Raw genomic sequence first — 23,029 nt, 5'->3', positions numbered from 1 at the left:
CTTCAGTAATCAGAAGCGAAACCAAACCTACTTTGTTCCGCTAGAGACTAAAGTTACAATCCTGTCTATATTTCCCAAGGTGGAGCAGCGCCGCTAATCCTCTGTCAGGCTGCAAAACTCGTCGGTTGTCAGCCACACTTCACCATAGTCTGGCACCCAGGCAAGCCACTGATCTTCTGCACATTGGCACAGCAGCCAGGCTTGATCAAAACTGTAAGCGGTCGGTGGCTTGAGCAATTGCACCCACATCGACGGCGTGAAGCGGGGAGCACAGGGAATCGATCCATGAAAATTTTCCCATGTGGCGATAGAACTGCTAATCGCAGCAAATTCTGATTCAAGTGACATAATCCAGCTCTCTGAGGCGAAAAGTGCGCCGAATCTCAGACGCAACATAATTTTGTAGCTTATGATACTGTTTCTCATCCTTCGCCGGAGAGGTTGTATGAGAAATTTACATTGCAGTGAGGCAACGAGTAGAACGATTTGGGAGCTACTGGAGTTTGAGCGCTTGAATTAATTACCCTGCTACGAGGGCGGTAGAATGATGAAGCTTAAAATTCAGCCCATCCACCATGACTGTTGGTCAAAAACTCTACGAAGGCAAAGCCAAAATTCTCTATAGCACCGACGATCCAAACGTGCTGCTGACCTATTTTAAGGACGATGCAACGGCATTCAATGCTCAAAAGCGCGGCAGCATTCAGGGCAAAGGCGAAATCAACTGCGCGATCGCATCGCACCTCTTCAAACTGATGGAGAAAAACGGCATCCCGACGCATTTTATCGATCGCACCTCCGGGAACGAAATGCTCGTTCGCGCCGTCACCATCATTCCATTAGAAGTCGTGGTCAGGAACATTGCTGCCGGGAGTCTCTGTCAACAAACCGGACTGGAACTTGGCACCCCACTCAATCCGCCGCTTGTCGAGTTTTATCTCAAAGACGATGCGCTGGGTGATCCACTGCTCACGCTCGATCGCTTACAAGTGGTTGATCCAGCATCAGCCGCCAAAGTCGATCAGCTTAAGAGCATGGCAACGCAAATTAACACGGTGCTACAAGCCTTTTTTGAGCAATGTGGGATTACGCTCGTTGACTTCAAATTAGAGTTTGGCACCGATGCTCAAGGTCAACTTCTACTTGCTGATGAAATCAGCCCGGATACTTGTCGGCTCTGGAATCAGGCAGAAACTGACCCCGATCGACGAGTCCTGGACAAAGATCGATTCCGCCGCGACCTTGGCAACGTTGAAGATGCGTATCGGCAAGTCATGCAACGGGTACTCAACCAAACTGTATGATGCTTCTGCATCGACCAGTTTAAAATCAGTCCTACCCGGAATGAGTAACGATACTCAGGGTGCGGTACAATTTTGCCGTTTAATCGGAATCTATTTGATGTTGTGTCTGCATTGAGCAGAAAAAGTGTGAGGACGTGCGAAAACCTGTGAATACTATGCGCTTATCTCCTGTTGTGATGGCTGCGTTTGCGTTAACGGCGACGCTTGGCTTATCTCGTTCTGCCCTAGCAAAATCGCCCAATCAGCCAGCCCAACCGCAGGCAAAATCGACGACGCGAGCAGGTTCCCCTGTGCTAAAGGCATCGACCGTAAAGAGCGTCCCCGCAACCGTGAAGCCTGTGGGAACCGATGTCGTGGTCGAAGCGATTCCGGTGATGCAAAATTCGGCGGGAACTCAATCGCTCACTCCGCTCAAGAAAGTAGCTCAAGCGGGTAGCTCGATCGAGCAAGAAACGCCCGATCGCATTCAAATCAATACCTCGCCTGCTGCCCCCGCGCCCTCGGCTCCAAATATTCCAACCATTCCCAATCAGCCGAGTTCGCCGAGTGTTCCGCCAGGTTCAACGACAACTCCTCCGACTGAAGGACAACAAACTCCGCCTGGGACAACAACCCCTCCGACCGAAGGGCAACAAACTCCGCCCGTTGAGGTGCAACCGCAGCAACCCGGTCAACCGGCTCAGCCGCAGCAGCCTGCTCAGCCAACTGAACCGCCACAGCCTGCTCAACCTGCTCCAGATGAACCTAGAGTACTAGTTTCTGAAGTCGTCGTTACAGGGGTAAGTCCTGAACTCCAGCAGGAAGTTTACCGAGTGATTCAAACTCAGGCAGGACGGACAACCACGCGCACTCAGCTTCAGAACGACATCAACGCAGTTTTTGCAACCGGATTCTTTTCGACCGTGAGAGCGACTCCAGCAGATACCCCGCTTGGAGTCCGGGTGACGTTTGAAGTGGCGGCGAATCCAGTCCTACGATCGGTGCAGCTTGAAGGCAGTAAAGTCGTACCGCCGGAAGAGGTAAACCGAATTTTCAGCCCGCAGTACGGCAAAATCACGAATTTCCGGGAATTGCAAACTGGAATTCAAGAACTTACGAAGTTTTACCAAGACCGTGGTTTTGTGCTGGCACAGGTGATTAACGCGCAGCAGCCCCAGGTCAATCCGGATGGAACCGTCATTTTACAGGTTGCAGAAGGAGAAATCGAGCGGATTCAGGTGCGATTTATCAACAAAGAAGGCAACGCTCAGGATGCAAAAGGTAATCCGATTCGAGGCAGAACCCGCGAATATATCATCACTCGCGAGCTTGAACTGAAGCCAGGATCAGTCTTTAACCGCACTGTTTTAGAGCGAGACTTCCAGCGATTATTCGGATTGGGGCTGTTTGAAGATTTACGTCCCTCTCTTGATGTCGGTGAAGATCGGCGCAAAGTGGTTCTGGTAGTGAATGCGGTTGAGCGCAATACCGGAAACATCGGACTTGCGGGCGGCTTTAGTTCTGCGAGTGGTCTATTCGGCAGCGTCAGCTATGGACAGCAAAACGTGGGCGGCAATAATCAAAAGCTCAGCGCTGAGGTGCAGATTGGTCAGCGAGATCAGCAGTACGAATTGAGCTTTACTGACCCGTGGATTGGTGGCGATCCGTTCCGAACCTCCTACACCTTGAGTGTGTTTCGCCGCAGAACGATTTCGCTGATTTTCGACGGGGGCGACCCAGAAGTGCGATTGCCGAACGTCGATCGCGACCTTCCCCGAATTAATCGCACCGGAGGCGGCATCAGCTTCGCTCGTCCGTTATCGAGAAATGTGTTTGAACGGGCAGAATGGACAGCCTCGCTTGGTTTGCAGTATCAGCGCGTCACCGCAAGCGATGCGGAAGGGATTCGTCGCACCGTGGACGAACGAGGAAAACCATTGACGTTTGACCCATCGGGTAAGGATGACTTGTTGACTGGACAGCTTTCAGTCAGACGCGATCGACGCGATGATTTCCTCCGCCCGACTCGTGGATCAGTGCTGCAACTGAGTACCGAGCAATCGGTGCCGATTGGTTCCGGTAGCATTCTGTTCAATCGACTGCGAGGAAGCTACAGCTTCTACATTCCGACGCGCCTGACTAAATTCACGCAAGAGTGCCGCGATCGCGATCCGCGTCGATTAGATCAACAGCAAACCCCGCAGGGACGATGCGCCCAAGCTTTTGCGTTTAATGTCCAAGCCGGAACGGTCGTGGGAGATTTGCCACCGTATGAAGCGTTTCCGCTGGGGGGAACGAACTCGGTGCGCGGCTACGATGAAGGCGATTTGGGCAGCGGTCGCAGCTTCTTGCAAGCTACCGCAGAGTATCGATTCCCGGTCTTCTCGATTATTTCAGGAGCGCTGTTTGTGGATGCGGCAACAGATTTAGGATCGGGTCGATCGGTTCCGGGCGATCCCGCCGGAACGCGGGGTAAGCCCGGAAGTGGATTCGGCTACGGGGTCGGAGTCCGAGTGCAAGCAGGCCCGCTAGGCCCGATTCGGATTGACTTTGGCTTTAACGATCGCGGCGGAAGCAACATTCGCTTTGGCTTTGGAGAACGCTTCTAAATGGTCAACACACAGGGCTGCATCACACAGGCGCGATCGCTTGCTCAACCCTTTTCTTGCTCTGGAATCGGGCTGCATACTGGAGACCTGACAACGGCGCGAGTTTTGCCCGCAGAACCCGGACGAGGGCGATATTTCGTTAGAACCGATTTACCTGATGCTCCGGAGATTCCGGCTCGGATTGAATCAGTTCGAGAAACCATGCTTTCGACGGAACTTGTGAATGGAGCAGCAAAAGTTCGCACTGTTGAGCATCTACTAGCCGCGCTTGCAGGGCTGGGGATCAATGATGTGCGAATCGAAGTTGATGGAGCAGAAGTGCCGCTCCTTGATGGATCGGCTCGATCGTGGACGGAAGCCATTCTCCAGGCGGGAACGATCGGGCAAACGGCACAGACTTCACCGATCTCCCTCACCGAGCCTGTCTTCGTGCGGCAAGGGGATGCGTTTGTGGCAGCACTCCCCGCTCTGGAACTGCGATTTTCTTACGGGATTGACTTTGAACTGAGCGCGATCGGCAATCAGTGGCACAGTTGGCGATTTGATCCCACCACGTTTGCCGAGGAAATTGCGCCAGCGCGGACGTTTGGATTTGCTCATCAGATCGAACAGTTACGAGCAAATGGTTTAATAAAAGGCGGTTCGCTTGAAAATGCCTTAGTGTGTAGCGCTGAGGGATGGATTAATCCACCATTGCGGTTTTCAAATGAACCAGCACGCCATAAACTTCTAGACTTAATAGGAGATCTCAGTTTACTGGGGACGTTTCCAACCGCTCACTTCTTGGCATACAAGGCGAGCCATGGGTTACATACTCAACTGGTGCGTCAACTGTCGAATCTCTCATCTCATTAAGTCTGCCCCTTTCTAGCTCTTTAACTGGAACGCCCATGTCAACCTTGATTGAAACCCACACTGCCCCGAACGAGAATCTAGACGCTCCGGCTGAAACTGCCATCAAAACGACGTTCACCGTCGAAGAAATTCATCAACTGCTGCCGCATCGCTATCCGTTTGCGCTCGTCGATCGCATCATCGATTACGTTCCTGGCAAAATGGCAACCGGGATTAAAAACGTCTCGTTCAATGAGCCGCAGTTTCAAGGACATTTTCCGGGTCGTCCGATTATGCCGGGAGTGCTGATTGTTGAAGCAATGGCACAGGTCGGCGGCGTTGTCCTTACTCAAATGGCAGATGTGCAAGGCGGTCTCTTCATGTTTGCTGGGATCGATGGAGTCAGATTCCGTCGTCCGGTTGTGCCAGGCGATCAACTGGTCATGACGGTGGAACTGCTCTCGGTGAAAGCACGTCGTTTTGGGAAGATGCGCGGTCGTGCCGAAGTTGACGGACAGCTTGCCTGTGAAGGTGATTTAATGTTTGCGCTCGTCGATTGAAGACAGCCCCATGCGCTGATTTCCCCTTCTCTTTGTTCCTCTACCCTCTATCTATGACCACTACCTTGATTCACCCGACTGCTGTGATTCACCCGAATGCTCAACTTCATCCAACCGTCCAAGTTGGTGCATATGCGGTGATTGGAGAGCATGTCAAAATCGGCGCGGGATCGGTTGTCGGGCATCATGTGGTGATCGAGGGTTGGACGGAAATGGGAGAGCGCAATCAGATTTTTCCGGGAGCGGCGATCGGGCTTGAGCCGCAGGATCTGAAATACGATGGCTCACTCGGTTTGGTGCGGATTGGCAATGGCAATCAGATTCGTGAGTTTGTCACGATTCATCGCCCGACTTTTGCCGATCGCATTACGCTGATTGGCAACGGCAATTTGCTGATGGCATATGTGCATGTCGGGCATGAGTGCGTGATCGAAGATCAGGTGATTATCGCCAATTCGGTACAGATGGCGGGTCATGTCCATATCGAATCAAAAGCAAGATTAAGTGGGGTCTTAGGGATTCATCAGTTTGTCTGGATTGGACGACACGCGATGATCGGAGGGATGAGTCGGATCGATCGCGATGTGCCGCCGTTTGTGATTGTCGAGGGCAATCCTTCACGGATTCGGGCGTTTCATCAGATCGGATTGCAGCGATCGGGCTTTTCGGCAGAAGAGATTAATTTGCTGAAAAAAGCCTATCGAACCGTGTTTCGGTCTGGTTTGCCGATGAATCAGGGGCTAGAGCAATTAGATCTGCTGCCTGAAAACGAGCATATTCAACATTTGCAGCAGTTTATTCAACTCTCTTTGTCGCCCGGGCGTAGAGGACTGACACCGAGCGCAGCGGTAAGAAGCTCATGAAGAAGCGGATTTTTATCAGTACGGGTGAAGTGTCCGGCGATTTGCAAGGGGCAATGCTGGTGAGAGCGCTGTATTCCCAAGCGGAGCAACTGGGAGCAGAAATTGAGGTGCTAGCGCTGGGCGGGGTTCGGATGGAAGCCGCAGGCGCGAAATTGCTCGGCAATACAACGGAAATCGGTTCGATTGGAATTATCGAAGGATTACCGTATTTGTTGCCGACCTTGAGCGTTCAACGTCGCGCTAAGCAGTATCTCCGCGAGAATCCACCCGATTTTGCGGTAATGATTGATTACAGTGATCCTAATATCAGTATTGGGCTACACATTCGCAAATACTTGCCTGATGTGCCAACGGCTTACTTTATTGCACCGCAAGAATGGGTTTTGCGAATTAACGAGAAAAAAACGCAGTGGATTGTGCAAATTAGTGATTGCATCTATTCAATTTTTCCGTCTGAGGCAGCCTATTACAAATCAAACGGCGCGAACGCTACGTTTGTCGGACATCCCTTGATCGATCGCATGAGCAACGCACCCGATCGATCAACGGCTCGATCGAAATTAGGAATTGCACCGAATCAGACCGCGATCGTGCTGCTTCCGGCATCGCGCCAACAGGAAATCAAATATATGATGCCTGTAATTTTCAAAGCAGCGCAGCAGATTCAAGCAAAGATTCCTGGTGTACGGTTTCTGGTTCCACTATCGCTAGAAAAATACCGATCGCAGATTGTTCAAGGAATTGAGAAATACCAACTGCAAGCTCAAATTGTCGAAGGTTCACCGTTAAATGCGATTGCAGCAGCAGATCTGGCGATTACAAAATCTGGCACAGTCAATCTTGAAATTGCCTTGCTTGATGTGCCGCAAGTCGTGATGTATCGCTTATCTCCGTTTACGTATTGGGTGGCAAAGCATATCCTCAAACTCAAGTTACCGTTTGCGTCACCGCCAAACTTGGTCAACATGAAAGCGATCGTGCCCGAATTTATCCAAGATGCTGCCACGTCTGAAAATTTAACGCAGTCGGCACTAGAGTTGCTCAATCCTGAACATCGAGCGAAAACGATTGCGGACTATCAAGAGATGCGAGAGGCTTTAGGTGGAGAAGGAGCTTGCGATCGCGTCGCGCGATCGATTTTGGCGCGGTTAGGATTTTGTGAGGCTCCAGAATTCCAAACTTTCGTATGAAGTTCACCAGGAAAACCTGCACGATCGCATAGACTCAGAATGGAGCATCGTTCGAGCCATGTATACCTACGCTTTCTTCAAAACGCCAACTACACCGCTACAGCTGAGTGCAGGAATTGACGGGGATTTAGAAGTCATTGAAACGGGTGCTTTAGCAGCTTTGGTGGAACCAGAGTTAGAGTTTGAAGCGGTGCAGAACGATGATGACCGATTGGTGCAAGCCGTGCTCGCGCACGATCGCGTGATTTGTGATTTGTTTTGGCAAGTGACGATTTTGCCGCTTCGGTTTGGAACACAGTTTTTGTCTCGCGATCATCTGATTGCTCATCTGAACGAAAATCGCGACAAGTATTTAGGCAAGCTGAATCAGCTAGAAGGAAAGGCAGAATATCGGCTGAAGCTAACCCCGATCGAGCTTGAGTTACCAAGCAATCCAGAAATGAATGGCAGCACGAAAGGACGGGATTACTTTCAGGCAAAAAAGCAGCAGTATCAAGCGCATCTCGACCAAAAAGACCAGCAACAGCAGGAATTTCAGCAGATTTTGGCAGAAATTGAACAGGTCTATCCGGATGCCAAACTCAAAGCAGGTTCAGATGGGGTTGAGAAGCTGTATTTATTGATTAATAAACAGGATGAGATGTCGCTTTATCAACATCTGAGTAAATGGCAAAATCAATATCCACAATGGGAATTAGGATTAGGAGAAGCATTACCGCCGTATCATTTTGTGTAATACTAGCGGCGCGATAAGGCTAAGCCGAAGCTGAATACAAGTAGAATCACTAAAGCAATCCATCCCGCGTTTCGTCGTGCCCAAGCAGCCGGAGTCATTTCATACCGGGATGGATTGCTAACGATCGGCACTGTGGCATTGTGATACATCGTGCATTCCCAAGCATCAGGGCGTTGGGGATAGTTGCAGGTATCATCTGCATCATAGATACAGGTTTTGCAGAGGGGCTCGGTTCCGGTAGCGCGATGAAGTACGATGCCGGGATGACCATGAGCTTTGAGTGAGGTGCGACAGCGAGGACAAGCGATCGCATCGGATCGAACGGATTGACCGCAGCGAGGACAGTTAATCATAGAGTCGTAGCTAACTATAGAGTGCGTAGCTAATCATAGAGTGCGTAGCTTTACTTCACAGAGGGTTCGCTAAATTTGCGGACTTGATATTCGCCTTCTTCGGCAAATGGGAAGGATTGTCCCATTGCTGCTGTGAATCGTCGGTCAGTCTCTTCGAGAACCGAGGCGGGAATGCCTTTCCAAGCGTCTTTGGTTTGCCAGTAAATCACCATAATCAAGTCGGTGTCATCTTTGGGATTGAACCAAATTTCCTTACCGACATAGCCTGGATATTTTGACAAAGTTTCTGTCCAAATCTCAGCATCTTTTTGAATATAAGTTTCCCGAAGTTCTAGCGGAACTTTAACTTTCAGCCATTCGATAACCATACTTTCTATCTGTAGAGGAATGACACCACGATCGCAAACTCATTAGTTTAGAGTCTAACGCTTCGGGCATTGCTTATGTTGACTCATCTTAGCAAGCAGTGGAAAACTGAGCTAACAGATTTAGTTCGGGGCGCATCGGGTGGTTTTTTGCTCGGGATTCCATTGCTTTATACGATGGAGGTTTGGTGGATTGGTTCCTATGTCAGTCCATTCAGAATGCTATTTGCTTTAGTATTGACATTCTTAATTGTATTGCTATTAAACCAGGCTTCGGGATTTCGTCACGGCAACGATATCAGAACGATCAATGCTGTGAAAGATACGATTAAAGCTTTAGCGATCGGTTTAGTGTGTAGTGGTGCAACCTTAGTATTACTGCGAGAAATCAGATTCGATGCGCCGTTAATTGAAGTGCTGGGTAAATTGATTTACGAAAGCGTCCCCTTTACATTCGGTGTGGCGTTGGCGAATCAGTTTTTAGGGAAAGATGAATCGCGATCGGGTGATGATCCACCTGCACGTCAAGGTAATGCAACGTTATCGGATATTTCAGCGACTTTAATCGGTGCGCTTGTGATTGCATTTAACATTGCCCCCACTGATGAGATTCCTATGTTGGCATCAGCGGTAACAGGTGGATGGTTGCTTGCGATGATTGCAGCATCCTTGTTGGTGTCGTACTGCATTGTGTTTGCGGCAGGATTCACAAATCAATCCCAGCGCTATCAGCATAAGGGTGTGTTTCAGCGTCCTTGGGGTGAAACGATCGCAGCCTATTTAGTCTCATTGTTTGCTGCAATGCTGATGTTAGTGTTCTTTCAAAAGCTGCACTTCGATGATCCGTGGCAGTTGTGGCTAAGATACACGGTTTTACTCGGATTGCCTGCGGCGGTTGGGGGTGCAGCAGGACGATTAGCAGCTTAGGAGAAAAGGATGCCACAAGCAAAACGAGAAACTCGATCGCCTGCTGAATGGATCACGTTTGGAATTGCGAGCAGCATTTTGGGCACGATCGCTGGCTTGGTGATTTATGTGTGGGTTAGCGAGCGCTATGAACCTGCCGCCATTTCAATCGAACAGCGTGAGATTCGTAATACGAATGGGAAATTTTATGTCCCCTTTGAAGTGACGAATACAGGCGGTGAAACTGTAGAATCAGTGCAAGTGGTTGCAGAATTAAAGGCGGGCGATCGCGTTTTAGAATCGGGTGACCAGCAGATTGATTTCTTATCGAGGGGTGAGAAGGAAGAAGGTGCATTTGTGTTTCAGCGCGATCCGCGTCAGGGTCAATTAGTTGTCCGAGTCGCAAGCTATAAAATTCCGTGATGAATCATTCTCTAAGTGCGATCGTTCTTGCAGGCGGCAAAAGTTCCCGCATGGGACGCGATAAAGCGTTGATTGAGGTAGATGGCGTTCCATTGCTAAAACGAACTTGTGATGCAGCAAGGCACTGTACTGATTTGATTTATATCGTGACTTCTTGGTGCGATCGCTATCAATCAATTGTTTCAGGGGTGCAGTGGATTCAAGAAACAAGCCCACGATCGCCCCTGATTGCCTTTTCTGAAGCTCTAACGCAAGTTTCAACGGACTGGGTGTTACTGCTGGCTTGTGATTTACCTCGATTAGAAGGTGAAGCACTTAAAGAATGCACGACACAACTTTCCGACGTGCCTATTGTGGTCGCGAGAAGCCAGGAAGGATGGGAGCCTTTGTGTGGATTTTATCGCCGCGATCGACTCTCCAGCTTGCAAAGCTACATTGCGGGAGGAAAGCGATCGTTTCAGGAGTGGCTTGATTCTGAAACGGTGCAGGAATTACAGCTTCGAGATCGGCAAATGCTCTTAAACTGTAATACTCCGGATGATCTCAAAGAAGTTCAGTAATCTGATTCCATTCCAATTCTGTTAAAGGCTGAATTGTAAAATCAATTCCAAAACAATCCCTTGCAGCATCAATTAGCGTCTCTACGATCGTCTCGATCGAAACTGTTAACTCCAATAACGTTAATGGTTGACCAAACACTTGCTCAAACAATTCCACGTCTGTTTGAATCTGCATTGAGCCATGCTGCAAAATCGCATCCTCTCGCCGCAACTGAGCACTTCCAATCAATTTAATCCCGTCAAGTGTGATCAAATCTGCCCCTGTCGCAGTCCCAAAACAGTTGGGATTATGAATATATCCCCGTCCTGCGTCCCCGTACTGTAGCTGAATGCCTAACCGCTTCCATCCCTGAATGAGAAACTCACAAATCGCTTGATATGCCTGCATTCGCTTCTGCCCCAAGCCAGACATAATCACAGCGTAAGTCAAATCACCCTGATGCAACACGGCTCGACCTCCGCTTGGACGGCGCACAAGGTCGATCGCACCTCCATTCCAAGCCAAAGACTGCCAAGCATCAGGATAATGGCGCTGATGATAGCCGAGTGAGATGGCGGTGGGCGACCAAGTATAAAAGCGCAAAGTGGGTGGATGTGAGCCAGATCGATGCTGCTCTAGCAACCAGGTATCGATCGCCATTTGCAATTGTCCAGGAGCTTGAATTATGGGAATCAACCGCCACTCATTCATCTAATCAAGCTCAGTTTCAAGCTTCTTCTTTTTCTATTGTAGCAGTGATAAAAGTGTAGCAATGATAAAAGCTTGTAGAGAAAATAGGCTCAATCCGTCTGATCGCAGCTTTAATACCCAATCAATTTGTTAATGCTACAGATCCTCCGCCCCCTAAATCCCCCAGAATGGGGACTTTGAGAATTCAATCCTTCTTTGGCTTGAAGTCCCCCACTTGTGGGGGATTTAGGGGGCTTGCAAGATCTGTAGCGATTAAAGATCAATTCGGTATAAGAACCAACATCTGTTAAAAGGCAACTGTATCGTATCTATCTTTTGCAAGGTTAAGAGATCGAGTCCGACAACTACCGTGAAGACATTCACACATATTTTCTAGGAGCTTTATGTCTTACGCAATTGATTCTCAAAGCGAAAATACTAAGCGCGCGTTATCAATGTTTCAACGCTACGACATCGACACTCAGCTTGCATTACTGTGGTATGGCTATCTAGACATCAAAGATGAGCTAACACCTGCTCCCCCTGCAACTGCGGATAATCTTGCTCATATCCTTTATGGTGAAATCAAGGCTCTTCCCCAAGAACAGCAACTGCAAGCACAACGCGATATTCTCAGCGGCGCAGACAGCGAATTTGGAAAGACTTATAGTGCAATGAGCAACAGTGCGCGAATTGAAGTCTGGCTGCTTTTAGGACAGGGCATGGAAAGCGGCGAGATCATTAACGTTCCTTCAGACTACAAACTGCCACAACAAACCCATGAATTTAGCGATTTTATTTCTGGGCTGAGCTTTGAAGAACGAGTTGGATTCATGCAAGCCGGAGTACAACGCATGGGTACAACATCGAAAGCATAATTTTTAGATGCTGTGAAACTCCAAGGGTTTAGAACTCTTGGAGTTTTTGAACTTGAAGCTTTTAGACTTGAAGCTTTGGACTTGAACTTTTGTCTGAGTTAAGCGCTGCCAAACTCTGCTCGTAAAGCATCGTCCTTTTCGTCTGCGATCGTCGCCACAAGCGTAATTAATCGAGAAATCTCACCCGGTGATAAGTCTGCAACCGTGCGCGAAGAAACCACTGCGATTTGATCGTTAAAGATCGCAAAGTGCGCCTCCAGCGTCGTTAACCAATTCATCTCCAGCAATTTGCGCGTTAATTGCGCCTCATTCTGCACAGGTAGCTTTAGAACACTCGCCCACGCAGTCAACGTATCTTCATCAGTTGTACCAGTCAACTGCACGAAGGTTTCTACGCTGCCATATTTGAACTTCCAAACATAACCACCTTCACCTTCAGTGTGGCTAACCATTGCGCTATCGGTCTGGTCTAAGCTGCTGATCACCGTTTCGATCACTTGAATCAGGTCAACGCTAGCGATCGCTTCACTGCCCAGCGCGGCTGTGTTTGCGCCAGAAGTTTCCAAAGTTTGTTGATAGTTCGTCATACAGTCGCTCGTAAAAATCCGCAGTTGTGTCTACAGTTGTGTCTACGGTAGCGCTATCTGCCCCTAGTTTACCTCCGCCTTGGGGATTTCTTCATTTTTACTATAAAAGTGCGGAGCAACGATCGGTTTGTCTTCCTACTTTTGGTAGACGCAGATCAAAGTTACGAATGTCTCACATGATGGATGATGGATTCTGCCCGATCGCGGAATAGTTGGGGAGTCCCAATTTATAGGAGAAGAATTATGACGATCACGATCCGCGACGACGTGGTTTACATCATGCTGAAAAAGATTGATGAGAGCGATCAAGGCCCTGGCCCTGATCCAGTAAAGTTTACTGAAACCGACTTTACTGGCATTCCCATGACTCCTGCTGAGTTTCTCGGTCACTTAGACTATCTCAACCAAAGACAGTACATTAACGCTGAATTCTCCGGAAACGCTTACGGCAATCAAGACGACGTGCCGAATGCTGTGAATGAAGAAGAGTTTGGCTTTAGAGTTGCCAATACCTATGGTGCGCCTGATGGCCCATTGCCGCATTTAATTGAGTTCAAAAAGGCGGAACTGACTCAGCGGGGGCGGGATATGCTCCGAGATATGGAAGTCAATCCGCCGAAAACCATGCAAAAGGGGCAAACGGTTCCGATCGCGACCAAAGACACGCCCTTCCTCGAAAAAGTCGCCCTCAAAGGCGGAATTTCTGACCTGTATGATGCTCGCGACATTACCGAAGTGGTCTTCCGTACCATGCGCGACATGATGACCAATGAAGCCGTCGAACATGTCTCCGAAGAGCTGCATGTGCCGCTTGATGAAGGCAACCCCGATCGCACCCTCTACACGGCAACACCCCTTGCAACCCAAGTCTCTGACTTGTGGGAAGATACAAACCCGATCGTGCATTTCCTCAGCCACATTCGTCCGCCTCTGAAAATTAAAGCAGATACATTCTTGTTCCGAGTCAAACAAGAAGCTGGCTTACAACCGAACACTACGCCTGAACAAGTCGTTTCGGCAGTCTTTTCAGCCACCAAAGATGAGCTTTCACAAGAGCGCATTCAAGAAGTTGCACAGTTCTTGCCCGATAAGGTTCGGGAACTGTGGGAAAAAGCGTAGCGAATAGCAGCGATCGCGGAATTAAGCCTGCCAAGTGCCTGAGAAAATGCTTTTTACCGCGATCGTAATTCTTCCTAAATCCTCATTTAGCAACGGCGGACACTCTAAGCTTTTTGCCAGTCCGCCGTTAAATAACTGTCTTGCTTCACTCGAAACAAGAAATAATGCAGTCGCTAGCTGTCGATCGATTACCATTTGATCTTTCAGCGCGTCAAATACAACCTTCAATGCCAGCAAGATCGAAGTGACTTGTCCCGGCAAAGGGGGTTGACCCTGCCTTAGCCGTCCGAGGAAGGTATCAGCAGCGTTAACATTCGTGTGATCGATGAGTAAACGACGAGCAGTTTCGTAATCCACGATCGAGCGCTTCAAAGAGATTGACTGTATCACTTTAGCGCGAATTGGCAATTTTGCTTAAAAACTCATTTCTTGGATTAACGTTAGTTCGACAGAGCCTCTCACTCCGATTCTGTCCCGCCCCAAATTCTATTTTGGGTTCAATGGAACAAAGTCTACTGAGGGGGACTGTAGCCCTGAAATCTGCTCTTAGTCCTGTTCACAGGACTTCGCACGGTTAGCTCGGAATTCTATTCCGGGGCGGATGAGTAACGTAGCGAGTCGATGCGTCGAACGCACGTATCTTTTACAACATGCAGTGATGTTGACTCTTTAACAACAAAAGAACTGTTATGACACAACCGATCGACATTCAAGAATTACAGCAACGCTACGAGGCTGGAGAACGGGACTTCAGCAACGTAGATCTCGCTGAAGCGAACTTAGAAGGCATGAATTTAAGCGCTGTAGTGTTTGCAGGCGCAAACTTAGAAGGAGCGATTTTGCGAAACGCGAATCTGACTGATGCAGACTTGAGTAGCGCTGACTTGAGTGGAGCAGACCTTAGCCAAGCGACTCTCACTGGGGCAAACTTAAGCGATGCAATGTTAGAAGGCACAATTTTAGAAAGTGCACTGCTCGATCGAGCAGATTTGAGCTATGCAGATCTCGAAGTCGCAAATTTAGCTCAAGCAACTTTAACGCAAGCAGACCTCAGCCAGGCAACCCTGAGTGGTGCAGACTTGGAATCTGCTGATTTGAGTGAAGCTGACCTTGCTAATGCTGAACTCGATCACGCAAATCTCGCCGATGCAGAACTAGAAGACGCAAATTTAAGCGGCGCGAATCTGAGAGATACGACGCTCACGGGCACAATTCTAGAGGGCGATGATCCAACCCTTGCGACCTGATTGTCTACAGCAGACCTAAGAACATTGATCGTACTACTTCTAAGCTTGTACCTCGTCAAATCAATGCTTTAATAAGTGGGTTGAGCAAGTTAAATTCAGCCTTATCCGAAGGAACCACGATATGCCACGCACGAACACGCAAAAAGCTGAGAAGCTGGAGTCGTCGATCGATTTAGAGGAGCAAGATGTAGAAGAGCAAGATGTGGAGAGATCGATCGAGACAGCCGAAACCTCACCCGATGCGGCAGAAGCCCCTCAAGATATTGACGAAATTCTCAACTCATTAAAAACCCTGCTCAGTACCGTTGAAAAGCTGCAAAAGGTGCGGCAGGAAGTAGGCGACATCAAACCCCTGCTGCTGAGAATGCTGGATGGGGAATTGGTCAGTGGAGAAGAGTTAGACCAGCTTAAAACTGGAGTTGGAGGTTTAATGCGCTTAGTTCGCGCTCATAGCGATCATCAAGCAGCATTGGAAAAAGCACAGGCAGCAAGACAACTATTAGATGAGGTATTAAAGATTTCACCTGTGAGTTAAGCTATTTTTTGCGCTTAAATTCTTAGTGTTCGCGGGGTTGCTACGACGATCGTAGCAACCCTATTTTGGTCTCAATTCCTGCGCTGTCAGGAATGCCAGTAGGTCGTAAGAATACACCAACTTCAAGGGTTTTCCACACCAGACTGCTGCTTCTAGATCTGTCAAGATAGTCTTGTCGGTCGAAAGAGTCCTTCAGTGAAAAAAGTCATCGCCCAGCCCCTGTACAACTGGTACCGCGCACTTCTCCGCAACTCTAAATATCGTTGGATTGTGATTGCCGGAAGCTTGCTTTATTTGGTTAGCCCAATTGATTTTGCAACTGATGTAATTCCAGTTCTTGGTTGGATTGATGATGGCATTGTGGTGAGTGTATTAGCAGCCGAAGTCTCTCAGATTCTGGTTGAGCAACTCAAAAACCGCAAAGCTAAAGCGAGCAATCTCGACTCGATCGCAGCTAACTGAATCAATTAGCAATCCTTTATTTAGGTGGAAGGTGAATGATGACTGAACCGAACGATCGCCTTAACTCGCAAGAAATCAAAGCAGAAAGCGAAACTCGCACCGCTAGAATTTTCCAAATCATTCAAAGTGCGACTGCGGCTGTGATCACAGAGCTAAAAGCAGGCACAGATGAAAGCTCTACACACTCACAAACGACTTCAACTGCCAGCCAAAACGCTGCATCAAAGACAGCCAAAGCGCCTTTCCGGACAACGGCTACTCAAACCCAAATTGCTAAGCAGATCAAAAGCTTGCTGCTTAAGTTAGATGCCAAGCTAACCGATCGCTATGGTGATGCTTATCATGCACAGCTGCGTAATCAATATGCAACTATTCAACAGCGTTTAGAACAGTTCCGAATCTGGTACGCCAAGTCTAGAGCCAACGCAGCAACAATCCAGACCGCTCCACTGCAGCAGAAACAAGCTGAAATCGAGCTTAAGGTTGCAGACCAAGGTACTTTGGTGGCTCGCAAAGAACAGCAGATTCGGCAGCAGATTAAGCAACGTCTGAGTGCAGCCATTCGTACAGTGCAGCAGTCGGATAGAACCTAAGTCATCAAGGTTGGAGTCTTACCCATTTTTGTCATTCACGATGAGGACAATTTTATGCAACTGTTCCGACTACTCCTCGCCATTCTTCTGCCCCCTGTTGCAGTGTTTCTTACCTATGGTTTTAGCTTTACGCTATTGATCAGCATTGCACTCACACTATTCGGCTGGGTGCCTGGGATTATTCATGCACTGTGGGCAATTTCTAAGGCAGATGCAAAACTCAATCAGCCTACAGGCTCTGTCTAGCATTGATTCACTCTGTTTAACTATCTACCCAGGAGAACTTCCTATGCTTACCTTTTTGCTCACGATGTTGACCACTGCGCTCGGCTTACTCGTTGTAGATCTGGTGATTCCGGGTGTGACGATCGCAAGCTTCCCTGCTGCGTTGATTGCTGCCGTCTCGGTTGGATTGGTCAATAGTTTCGTTAAGCCTGTGCTTTCTTTGTTGTCTTTGCCGATTAACATCTTGACGCTTGGATTGTTTTCGCTCGTTGTTAACGGGATGTGTTTCTGGCTGGCTTCACTGTTTGTTCCTGGCTTTGCGGTTCACGGGTTCCTTGCATTCATTCTGGCACCTGTGGTTCTGTCTTTTGCTACCACATTCCTCGATCGATACTTTGTGGAGAAAGGGATGGGTGCGTTGCCTGCTAAGCAGTAACAGATTTCAATTGACTTGAATGGTTCTATTTCTACAAGGGTGCAGTGTCTTCGGCTAGCCAAAGACACTGCTTTTTTTATCGACGAAAGCCCATTTCCAATGGACTTAGAACCCCTAACTCAGCTTCGCACCACACTGAGAACAAAACCGATCGCGATCTCCTACCTCTCTGCCACAGTTGCGACAGTAGCGAGCGATCGCACTACTACTACTGCTAGAAGTCGCCATACTCATCTTCATTTCGCCCATGCTCATCTGCATCGGCTCCATCTGCATCGACATATTGCCCATTCGGAGCGGTTCTAAGGGCTTTATCTCTGACACTTTCATGCTAGAAGCTGCAACATTCCGCAACGGAATCTCCTGCGCTCCCAGCATCAAGGGTACTTCACTCAATAAGCTAATGCTATTTGCTTGCAGACGGATGTAATAAGCACGTTGGTTCGACTCAATTTGCAGAATAAAACCGAAGGACATTCTAAACACGATCGGAGAGGCTGACCACTGACCTAGCGACAAACTCATTTGCTGACTTTGCTGCTGTCCTGCGCTCTTGGTTTCCCAAGTAATCACAGTTTGAGTCCTCGCATTCTCGATCGCTAAAGTTTGTCCTTGTCCTAAATCTGCTACATAAGTCATCGCAATCATGGCAGAATTCCACTCCTTCACCTTGCACCGTTCACCCTTCGATCGAGCAATTCTGTCATATTTCTTGATTTTGGCACGACTATTTTCGTATTCAGCTTTACAGCTTAGAAAGTTCAGACAATCCTATTAATCAAGTAGCTTGTTTGGGTGATTGACTGTGAAGCTAGCAAATTATGATCCGGGGCATTTTTACGATGAATTATTCCATGCGCCGGGTTCGCCTCGCCCGGAAGCGATTCCACTCGTCGATCGCATCAATTCACTGTCGCTTGAAGAAATTCAGCATCGGCAGCAGGCGGCTCAGATTGCGCTGTTCAAAATGGGTGTGACTTTCAATGTGTACCGCGACAATCAGGGGACAGAGAAGATCTTTCCGTTTGATATTTTGCCCCGGACGATCGCGGCTTCAGAGTGGCAAGTCCTAGAAAAAGGACTGAAGCAGCGAATTTATGCCCTGAATCAGTTTCTCGCGGATGTTTACGGCGATCAGAAAATTGTCCGTGATGGTGTGATTCCGGCAGATGTGGTGTATTCGTCGCAAGGTTTTCTCAAGCAGTGCATGGATCTCAAGCCCCCCAAAGGCATCTGGTCGCACATTAGCGGCGTGGATTTGGTGCGCGATCGCACTGGAGAGTGGTACATTCTCGAAGACAATTTGCGCTGCCCGTCTGGGGTGTCTTATGTGCTAGAAGGGCGGCGGATTATGAAAAGTACGCTGCCGCTTGTATTTAACCGAATGCAAATTCAGCCCGTCGAAGAGTATCCGAGCCACCTGCTCGAAACTTTGCTGAATCTTGCACCCGATTACATTGATAATCCAACCGTTGTCTTACTCACACCTGGAATTTATAACTCTGCTTATTTTGAGCATTCTTATCTGGCGCAGCAGATGGGCGTGGAACTGGTGGAAGGGCGCGATCTCGTGGTGTCCGATGGCTATCTTCAGATGCGAACCACAAAAGGCTTGAAGCGCGTGGATGTGATTTATCGGCGGATTGATGATGAATTTATTGATCCGTTGGCGTTTCGTCCAGATTCGTTGTTGGGTGTTCCAGGATTGATGGAGGTGTATCGATCGGGGCGCTTGGGGCTGGCAAATGCGCTCGGAACCGGAGTCGCAGACGACAAGGTGATTTACGCTTATGTGCCGCAGATGATTCAGTATTATCTGGGCGAAGATGCGATTCTCTCGAATGTGCCCACGTATCTATGCTGGGAGCGATCGCAGTTAGATCATGTTTTAGCAAATTTGGATCAGTTAGTGGTCAAATCTGCAAGTGAATCGGGCGGGTACGGAATGCTAATCGGAACGCAGTCAACCCAAGCAGAGCGAGAAGCGTTTGCAGCAAAAATTAAAGCGGCTCCACGCAACTATATTGCTCAGCCGACCTTATCTTTATCGCGAGTTCCCGCGTTGATGGGGGATGAGTTTGAGGGCTGTCATGTAGATTTGCGCCCCTACATTCTCTACGGTGAGGATATTTATGTGACTCCGGGAGGATTGACCCGTGTGGCGCTGAAGAAAGGGTCGCTTGTGGTGAATTCATCGCAGGGTGGCGGCTATAAGGATACTTGGGTTGTGAGTTGAGGGATTAGAAAGATGTTAAGTCGGGTAGCAGATTCGATCTACTGGATGAATCGATATGTAGAACGTGCAGAGAACATTGCGCGATTCGTGGATGTGAATTTGACGTTATTACTAGATTCACCGATCGGAACTTCACAACAATGGAAGCCGTTAGTGCTGACCACAGGCGATTTGCCTATTTTTGAAGAACGATACGGAGAAGCGAGCGCAGAGAACGTAATTCGATTTCTGACGTTTGATCGAGCGTATCCGAATTCGATTATTTCCTGTCTGAATGCAGCGCGGGAGAATGCGCGATCGGTTCGTGAAATTATCTCATCCGAAATGTGGCAGCAAATTAATGCCTTCTATCACTTTGTCAACGATGCTGCAAACGAAGAAACGCTCAACTTTCAAACCTTTTTCAGCGAAGTTAAGTTAGCTAGCCATTTGTTTGCTGGAGTCGCCAGCGCCACGATGACCCACAACGACGGGTGGCACTTTGGATTAATGGGTCGCTTGTTAGAGCGGGCAGATAAAACCAGTCGAATTGTTGATGTGAAGTATTTTATTCTTCTGCCTTCGGTGAAGGATGTCGGCACAACGTTAGATCAGTTGCAGTGGATCGCGTTACTACGATCGGCAAGCGCCTACGAAATGTACCGCAAACGCGGCTTACACCGGATTACGCCGACTTCCGTTGCAGAATTTTTAGTTCTCGATCGCGAGTTTCCCCGATCGATTCGCTATTGTATTCGCCAAGCCGAACGATCACTGCATCAAATCACGGGAACGCCTGAAGGAACCTGGAATACCGAAATTGAGCGGTACTTAGGAAAGCTGCGATCGGACTTAGATTACCTTACGATTTCAGATGTAATGGAATCCGGGCTGCATGAATTTCTCGACAATTTACAGCGCCGCACGAACGAAGTTGGCATCAAGCTTTCTGAGACCTTTTTCGCGATGCAGCCTGTAAATTAGCAATCAAAGGGTTTAGGAGTCATGCGATCGTGATTGCTCAAACTGGGAAAAAACACCCGAAGAATATCTAGAGTTTGAACTGAACTCGCGTGAGCGACACGCTTATATTAACGGGGACATTGTTCTGATCACGGGCGGAACACCGGATCACAATGAATTAGCGATCGCGCTTGCCGCATCTTTAAGATCTGAATTACGAAGACAACCCTATCGCGTCTTTGCCACCGATCAACGGCTTTGGATTCCTGATTCGTCTTTGTACACTTATCCGGATGTGATGGTTTTGGAAAAGCCAATTCAGCTTCAGCTAGGACGCACCGATACGGTTATGAATCCTTGTTTTGTCGCGGAAGTGCTGTCGAAATCAACCCAAGACTACGATCGCGGAGAGAAGTGTGTGTCATATCGCACGATCGAATCTTTTCGCGAGTACCTTTTGATTGATCAGTACAAAGTTCAGGTTGAGCATTACGTTAAAACGGGTGCTCACCAATGGTTACTCACTCTATACAGCGATTTAAATGCTGTTATATCTTTTAATGTCTTCAACATTCAAATCAAAACCGCTGATTTGTACGAGAACATTGAATTTACTATTTAAGCATTGTTGCTAAAAACCGTTCAGTATAGTAGAGCGATAATTGATTACTACTTCCATTAAAGACTGCATCAAAAGCATGATCCGACCACGGAATTTCAATGAATATTGCAGTATTGCCATTTTGCTTCAATTTCTCATACAGGCTACGACCAAAACTCGATCGCACCACATGATCATGTCCACCATAGATGAGTAATGTGGGGGGAAGGTTCGATCGTACCTGTTGATACGGTGAAGCTTTGCGATAGAGATCGCAAAGCTCTACTGGAGTTCCACCCAGAAAGGCGCGTAACACTCCTCGACTATCAATCGGGTCAGGAAAAGGTGGATTGTTATAGCCTTCAATGAGATCAACTGGGCTGTAGTAGTTGACTACGGCTCGAAAGGGAAAGGCATCAATCGCGTAAGCCGTTAACATCGCTAGATGCCCGCCTGCCGATCGTCCCATGATTGCCATACGATCGAGATCGACTTCGTATTCATCTGCGTGTTGCTGAATGAATTTCAATCCGGTTTTAATATCCTCAATCTGAGTTGGAAATTTGTATTGGGGTGCGTGTCGGTAATCGATTGTTAAAACTGTGTATCCTTGCGCTGCCATATATTGACTAAATTGTTCATTTGCATTTGGCGATCCGGTTCTCCAAGCGCCACCGTAGATCATGACGATCGCTGGATTTTTCCCAGACTGCATCGGACGATAAACATTCATCCTGAGCGGCACATTATCCGGGGTTGCAACCGCAATATTCAGAGTCCGGCGAATCTCAGATTGAGGAATTCCGCGAACCGCATCGAATACAACAAAAGGCGCAGAGCGAAAGTTAGGTAGAACGCGAATTTCCCCTAAACTGGCTTTGATCGCGGCTGTCGCTTTTTGTACTGTTGCGGGAAGCTGTACAGCAGGAAGCAGACTCAAACTCAGAGCAAGCAGCATTCCAATGAAAATTGATAGAGATTTGAGGCGAAATAAGGCAAGCAAAGCGGCGATCGTATTCGTCAATACCAGCCAATGACTAATCTCTGGTGCGCCCACACTCAACGGCAACAGCGAAAAAATCGGAGCCGGAATGACAATCCAAAGTGAAATAAAAAAGCTAACGAAACAGAAAATCAGAATCAGAACACTCATCTTAATGCTGGGGAATATAGCTAGAGATCACTCTTCCTGCTCCTCGATACACCGAATAGTAATAGCGACTCACAGCATCGCCCTCTTCCGAAAGCAGATCAATTCCGATTCCATTGCGTCCTTTGTCTTTGCCAGAACTGTGAATGTAGCGATCGTCCCCCAAATAAAGCCCAACATGAGTGGCTTTCTCAGGTGTACCAAAAAATACGAAATCCCCTGGAATTAACTCCTCTACAGGCTGCAAAAAGGCTTCTTGTTGATAAGCATCTCTTGGTAAGCGAATCCCAACCGAAGCAAATGCTGCCTGCATCAATCCAGAACAATCATAGTTCGGTGCAACCGTTCCGCCCCATAGATATTCATTTGGAACAGACATTGCAGCTTGAGTAAAGGCAATAACTTCAGGAATACGATCGCGAACCTCCTGAGCCGTCCATACAGGCGATTGATACGGAGTTTCTGCTTCTTCCAAAAACTTCAAATCCTGCGGATCAAGCCATCCCGGATAATCATCCTCACAAGTCATCACCTGAAGCGGCGAATCTGACAAAATTTTGAGATAACGACCGATCGCGGCTTGCGTTGCCAATCGGGTTAAATCCGGTGAATCGTAGAGATTGAGATTCGCGATCGTGCGATAGTGCATAAGACAGAAATTTCACT

Annotated in this window: 30 protein-coding genes; 21 read left to right on the top strand and 9 right to left on the bottom strand. The window is 48.3% G+C overall.

Annotated elements, in window-relative coordinates:
* Positions 1-93 precede the first annotated feature (93 nt).
* Positions 94-348, bottom strand: a complete 255-nt coding sequence (locus tag H6F51_04255; GenBank protein ID MBD1821711.1) for a hypothetical protein — start codon at positions 346-348, stop codon at positions 94-96.
* 227 nt (positions 349-575) lie between these two features.
* Here H6F51_04255 and H6F51_04250 point away from each other — a divergent pair, with 227 nt between their 5' ends.
* The 7 genes from H6F51_04250 (at position 576) to H6F51_04220 (ending at position 8,075) form a co-directional block, all read left to right on the top strand.
* Complete coding sequence (locus tag H6F51_04250; protein MBD1821710.1) at positions 576-1,304, top strand: phosphoribosylaminoimidazolesuccinocarboxamide synthase; 729 nt, start codon at positions 576-578, stop codon at positions 1,302-1,304.
* Between the two features lie 155 nt (positions 1,305-1,459).
* Positions 1,460-3,892 carry a BamA/TamA family outer membrane protein gene (locus tag H6F51_04245; GenBank protein MBD1821709.1) on the top strand — a complete coding sequence of 811 codons (2,433 nt, stop codon included), beginning with the start codon at positions 1,460-1,462 and terminating at the stop codon, positions 3,890-3,892.
* On the top strand, positions 3,893-4,747 hold the full coding sequence (locus H6F51_04240; GenBank protein MBD1821708.1) for a UDP-3-O-acyl-N-acetylglucosamine deacetylase: 855 nt from the start codon (positions 3,893-3,895) through the stop codon (positions 4,745-4,747).
* A gap of 35 nt (positions 4,748-4,782) precedes the next feature.
* Positions 4,783-5,286 carry a 3-hydroxyacyl-ACP dehydratase FabZ gene (fabZ, locus tag H6F51_04235; protein ID MBD1821707.1) on the top strand — a complete coding sequence of 168 codons (504 nt, stop codon included), beginning with the start codon at positions 4,783-4,785 and terminating at the stop codon, positions 5,284-5,286.
* Between the two features lie 53 nt (positions 5,287-5,339).
* The gene (gene lpxA / locus H6F51_04230; GenBank protein MBD1821706.1) at positions 5,340-6,149 is read left to right on the top strand and encodes an acyl-ACP--UDP-N-acetylglucosamine O-acyltransferase; all 810 of its coding nucleotides are present in this window, start codon (positions 5,340-5,342) and stop codon (positions 6,147-6,149) included.
* A complete protein-coding gene (gene lpxB / locus H6F51_04225; GenBank protein ID MBD1821705.1) occupies positions 6,146-7,339 on the top strand; it encodes a lipid-A-disaccharide synthase in 1,194 nt (397 codons plus the stop codon). The genes lpxA and lpxB overlap by 4 nt, the downstream gene beginning before the upstream one ends.
* A 58-nt stretch (positions 7,340-7,397) precedes the next feature.
* Positions 7,398-8,075: a GvpL/GvpF family gas vesicle protein gene (locus tag H6F51_04220; GenBank protein MBD1821704.1), complete on the top strand. Its 678-nt coding sequence runs from the start codon at positions 7,398-7,400 to the stop codon at positions 8,073-8,075.
* Positions 8,076-8,077: 2 nt separating this feature from the next.
* Here the strand turns inward: H6F51_04220 and H6F51_04215 are convergent, their stop codons facing one another.
* Complete coding sequence (locus H6F51_04215; protein ID MBD1821703.1) at positions 8,078-8,428, bottom strand: zinc ribbon domain-containing protein; 351 nt, start codon at positions 8,426-8,428, stop codon at positions 8,078-8,080.
* Between the two features lie 50 nt (positions 8,429-8,478).
* Complete coding sequence (locus H6F51_04210) at positions 8,479-8,796, bottom strand: TIGR03792 family protein (GenBank protein MBD1821702.1); 318 nt, start codon at positions 8,794-8,796, stop codon at positions 8,479-8,481.
* Positions 8,797-8,871: 75 nt separating this feature from the next.
* Between H6F51_04210 and H6F51_04205 the strand changes: the two genes are divergently transcribed.
* Genes H6F51_04205 through H6F51_04195 form a run of 3 tightly spaced genes read left to right on the top strand, consistent with a single transcriptional unit; the run spans position 8,872 to position 10,682 of the window.
* Positions 8,872-9,720, top strand: a complete 849-nt coding sequence (locus tag H6F51_04205) for a TIGR02587 family membrane protein (GenBank protein ID MBD1821701.1) — start codon at positions 8,872-8,874, stop codon at positions 9,718-9,720.
* A gap of 9 nt (positions 9,721-9,729) precedes the next feature.
* A complete protein-coding gene (locus H6F51_04200; GenBank protein ID MBD1821700.1) occupies positions 9,730-10,122 on the top strand; it encodes a TIGR02588 family protein in 393 nt (130 codons plus the stop codon).
* A complete protein-coding gene (locus H6F51_04195) occupies positions 10,122-10,682 on the top strand; it encodes a molybdenum cofactor guanylyltransferase (GenBank protein ID MBD1821699.1) in 561 nt (186 codons plus the stop codon). Before H6F51_04200 ends, H6F51_04195 begins: the two co-directional genes overlap by 1 nt.
* On the opposite strand, the gene H6F51_04190 is transcribed toward H6F51_04195, so the two are convergent.
* The gene (locus H6F51_04190; GenBank protein MBD1821698.1) at positions 10,666-11,373 is read right to left on the bottom strand and encodes a lipoate--protein ligase family protein; all 708 of its coding nucleotides are present in this window, start codon (positions 11,371-11,373) and stop codon (positions 10,666-10,668) included. The two genes, H6F51_04195 and H6F51_04190, sit on opposite strands and share 17 nt — an antisense overlap.
* Before the next feature lie 383 nt (positions 11,374-11,756).
* On the opposite strand from H6F51_04190, the gene H6F51_04185 reads away from it, so the two are divergent.
* Complete coding sequence (locus tag H6F51_04185) at positions 11,757-12,230, top strand: Orange carotenoid protein (protein ID MBD1821697.1); 474 nt, start codon at positions 11,757-11,759, stop codon at positions 12,228-12,230.
* A gap of 98 nt (positions 12,231-12,328) precedes the next feature.
* Here H6F51_04185 and H6F51_04180 read toward each other — a convergent pair whose 3' ends face one another.
* Positions 12,329-12,817: a YbjN domain-containing protein gene (locus H6F51_04180; GenBank protein MBD1821696.1), complete on the bottom strand. Its 489-nt coding sequence runs from the start codon at positions 12,815-12,817 to the stop codon at positions 12,329-12,331.
* Between the two features lie 243 nt (positions 12,818-13,060).
* Here H6F51_04180 and H6F51_04175 point away from each other — a divergent pair, with 243 nt between their 5' ends.
* A complete protein-coding gene (locus tag H6F51_04175; GenBank protein ID MBD1821695.1) occupies positions 13,061-13,936 on the top strand; it encodes a DUF2267 domain-containing protein in 876 nt (291 codons plus the stop codon).
* Positions 13,937-13,957: 21 nt separating this feature from the next.
* Here H6F51_04175 and H6F51_04170 read toward each other — a convergent pair whose 3' ends face one another.
* Positions 13,958-14,293, bottom strand: a complete 336-nt coding sequence (locus H6F51_04170) for a Dethiobiotin synthetase (protein ID MBD1821694.1) — start codon at positions 14,291-14,293, stop codon at positions 13,958-13,960.
* Between the two features lie 332 nt (positions 14,294-14,625).
* Here H6F51_04170 and H6F51_04165 point away from each other — a divergent pair, with 332 nt between their 5' ends.
* From H6F51_04165 to H6F51_04140, 6 genes are all read left to right on the top strand, one after another.
* Positions 14,626-15,183: a pentapeptide repeat-containing protein gene (locus H6F51_04165; protein ID MBD1821693.1), complete on the top strand. Its 558-nt coding sequence runs from the start codon at positions 14,626-14,628 to the stop codon at positions 15,181-15,183.
* 121 nt (positions 15,184-15,304) lie between these two features.
* The gene (locus H6F51_04160) at positions 15,305-15,718 is read left to right on the top strand and encodes a hypothetical protein (protein ID MBD1821692.1); all 414 of its coding nucleotides are present in this window, start codon (positions 15,305-15,307) and stop codon (positions 15,716-15,718) included.
* 195 nt (positions 15,719-15,913) lie between these two features.
* Positions 15,914-16,180 carry a DUF1232 domain-containing protein gene (locus H6F51_04155; protein MBD1821691.1) on the top strand — a complete coding sequence of 89 codons (267 nt, stop codon included), beginning with the start codon at positions 15,914-15,916 and terminating at the stop codon, positions 16,178-16,180.
* 38 nt (positions 16,181-16,218) lie between these two features.
* Positions 16,219-16,773 carry a hypothetical protein gene (locus H6F51_04150; GenBank protein MBD1821690.1) on the top strand — a complete coding sequence of 185 codons (555 nt, stop codon included), beginning with the start codon at positions 16,219-16,221 and terminating at the stop codon, positions 16,771-16,773.
* 54 nt (positions 16,774-16,827) lie between these two features.
* The gene (locus H6F51_04145; protein ID MBD1821689.1) at positions 16,828-17,019 is read left to right on the top strand and encodes a YqaE/Pmp3 family membrane protein; all 192 of its coding nucleotides are present in this window, start codon (positions 16,828-16,830) and stop codon (positions 17,017-17,019) included.
* Between the two features lie 43 nt (positions 17,020-17,062).
* A complete protein-coding gene (locus tag H6F51_04140) occupies positions 17,063-17,434 on the top strand; it encodes a phage holin family protein (GenBank protein ID MBD1821688.1) in 372 nt (123 codons plus the stop codon).
* Between the two features lie 114 nt (positions 17,435-17,548).
* On the opposite strand, the gene H6F51_04135 is transcribed toward H6F51_04140, so the two are convergent.
* Complete coding sequence (locus H6F51_04135; GenBank protein ID MBD1821687.1) at positions 17,549-18,082, bottom strand: zinc ribbon domain-containing protein; 534 nt, start codon at positions 18,080-18,082, stop codon at positions 17,549-17,551.
* 157 nt (positions 18,083-18,239) lie between these two features.
* Between H6F51_04135 and H6F51_04130 the strand changes: the two genes are divergently transcribed.
* The 3 genes from H6F51_04130 (at position 18,240) to H6F51_04120 (ending at position 21,234) form a co-directional block, all read left to right on the top strand.
* The gene (locus H6F51_04130; protein ID MBD1821686.1) at positions 18,240-19,670 is read left to right on the top strand and encodes a circularly permuted type 2 ATP-grasp protein; all 1,431 of its coding nucleotides are present in this window, start codon (positions 18,240-18,242) and stop codon (positions 19,668-19,670) included.
* Positions 19,671-19,682: 12 nt separating this feature from the next.
* Positions 19,683-20,633, top strand: a complete 951-nt coding sequence (locus tag H6F51_04125) for an alpha-E domain-containing protein (GenBank protein ID MBD1821685.1) — start codon at positions 19,683-19,685, stop codon at positions 20,631-20,633.
* Between the two features lie 79 nt (positions 20,634-20,712).
* Complete coding sequence (locus H6F51_04120) at positions 20,713-21,234, top strand: Uma2 family endonuclease (protein ID MBD1821684.1); 522 nt, start codon at positions 20,713-20,715, stop codon at positions 21,232-21,234.
* On the opposite strand, the gene H6F51_04115 is transcribed toward H6F51_04120, so the two are convergent.
* Entirely contained in the window at positions 21,227-22,366 is a 1,140-nt protein-coding gene (locus H6F51_04115) for an alpha/beta hydrolase (GenBank protein MBD1821683.1), read from the bottom strand. The two genes, H6F51_04120 and H6F51_04115, sit on opposite strands and share 8 nt — an antisense overlap.
* A 1-nt stretch (position 22,367) precedes the next feature.
* Positions 22,368-23,012, bottom strand: coding sequence for a C40 family peptidase (locus H6F51_04110; GenBank protein MBD1821682.1), 645 nt, complete (start codon positions 23,010-23,012; stop codon positions 22,368-22,370).
* Between the last annotated feature and the right edge of the window lie 17 nt (positions 23,013-23,029).

This window comes from Cyanobacteria bacterium FACHB-DQ100, assembly GCA_014695195.1.
Lineage (GTDB): Bacteria > Cyanobacteriota > Cyanobacteriia > Leptolyngbyales > Leptolyngbyaceae > Leptolyngbya.
This window is presented reverse-complemented; position numbering and strand designations above follow the sequence as displayed.

Coding starts and splice junctions, on each gene's coding strand:
- H6F51_04255 (MBD1821711.1), bottom strand. CDS start 348: ATGTCACTTGAATCAGAATTTGCTGCGATTAGCAGTTCTATCGCCACA.
- H6F51_04250 (MBD1821710.1), top strand. CDS start 576: ATGACTGTTGGTCAAAAACTCTACGAAGGCAAAGCCAAAATTCTCTAT.
- H6F51_04245 (MBD1821709.1), top strand. CDS start 1,460: ATGCGCTTATCTCCTGTTGTGATGGCTGCGTTTGCGTTAACGGCGACG.
- H6F51_04240 (MBD1821708.1), top strand. CDS start 3,893: ATGGTCAACACACAGGGCTGCATCACACAGGCGCGATCGCTTGCTCAA.
- fabZ (MBD1821707.1), top strand. CDS start 4,783: ATGTCAACCTTGATTGAAACCCACACTGCCCCGAACGAGAATCTAGAC.
- lpxA (MBD1821706.1), top strand. CDS start 5,340: ATGACCACTACCTTGATTCACCCGACTGCTGTGATTCACCCGAATGCT.
- lpxB (MBD1821705.1), top strand. CDS start 6,146: ATGAAGAAGCGGATTTTTATCAGTACGGGTGAAGTGTCCGGCGATTTG.
- H6F51_04220 (MBD1821704.1), top strand. CDS start 7,398: ATGTATACCTACGCTTTCTTCAAAACGCCAACTACACCGCTACAGCTG.
- H6F51_04215 (MBD1821703.1), bottom strand. CDS start 8,428: ATGATTAACTGTCCTCGCTGCGGTCAATCCGTTCGATCCGATGCGATC.
- H6F51_04210 (MBD1821702.1), bottom strand. CDS start 8,796: ATGGTTATCGAATGGCTGAAAGTTAAAGTTCCGCTAGAACTTCGGGAA.
- H6F51_04205 (MBD1821701.1), top strand. CDS start 8,872: ATGTTGACTCATCTTAGCAAGCAGTGGAAAACTGAGCTAACAGATTTA.
- H6F51_04200 (MBD1821700.1), top strand. CDS start 9,730: ATGCCACAAGCAAAACGAGAAACTCGATCGCCTGCTGAATGGATCACG.
- H6F51_04195 (MBD1821699.1), top strand. CDS start 10,122: ATGAATCATTCTCTAAGTGCGATCGTTCTTGCAGGCGGCAAAAGTTCC.
- H6F51_04190 (MBD1821698.1), bottom strand. CDS start 11,373: ATGAATGAGTGGCGGTTGATTCCCATAATTCAAGCTCCTGGACAATTG.
- H6F51_04185 (MBD1821697.1), top strand. CDS start 11,757: ATGTCTTACGCAATTGATTCTCAAAGCGAAAATACTAAGCGCGCGTTA.
- H6F51_04180 (MBD1821696.1), bottom strand. CDS start 12,817: ATGACGAACTATCAACAAACTTTGGAAACTTCTGGCGCAAACACAGCC.
- H6F51_04175 (MBD1821695.1), top strand. CDS start 13,061: ATGACGATCACGATCCGCGACGACGTGGTTTACATCATGCTGAAAAAG.
- H6F51_04165 (MBD1821693.1), top strand. CDS start 14,626: ATGACACAACCGATCGACATTCAAGAATTACAGCAACGCTACGAGGCT.
- H6F51_04160 (MBD1821692.1), top strand. CDS start 15,305: ATGCCACGCACGAACACGCAAAAAGCTGAGAAGCTGGAGTCGTCGATC.
- H6F51_04150 (MBD1821690.1), top strand. CDS start 16,219: ATGACTGAACCGAACGATCGCCTTAACTCGCAAGAAATCAAAGCAGAA.
- H6F51_04145 (MBD1821689.1), top strand. CDS start 16,828: ATGCAACTGTTCCGACTACTCCTCGCCATTCTTCTGCCCCCTGTTGCA.
- H6F51_04140 (MBD1821688.1), top strand. CDS start 17,063: ATGCTTACCTTTTTGCTCACGATGTTGACCACTGCGCTCGGCTTACTC.
- H6F51_04135 (MBD1821687.1), bottom strand. CDS start 18,082: ATGATTGCGATGACTTATGTAGCAGATTTAGGACAAGGACAAACTTTA.
- H6F51_04125 (MBD1821685.1), top strand. CDS start 19,683: ATGTTAAGTCGGGTAGCAGATTCGATCTACTGGATGAATCGATATGTA.
- H6F51_04115 (MBD1821683.1), bottom strand. CDS start 22,366: ATGAGTGTTCTGATTCTGATTTTCTGTTTCGTTAGCTTTTTTATTTCA.
- H6F51_04110 (MBD1821682.1), bottom strand. CDS start 23,012: ATGCACTATCGCACGATCGCGAATCTCAATCTCTACGATTCACCGGAT.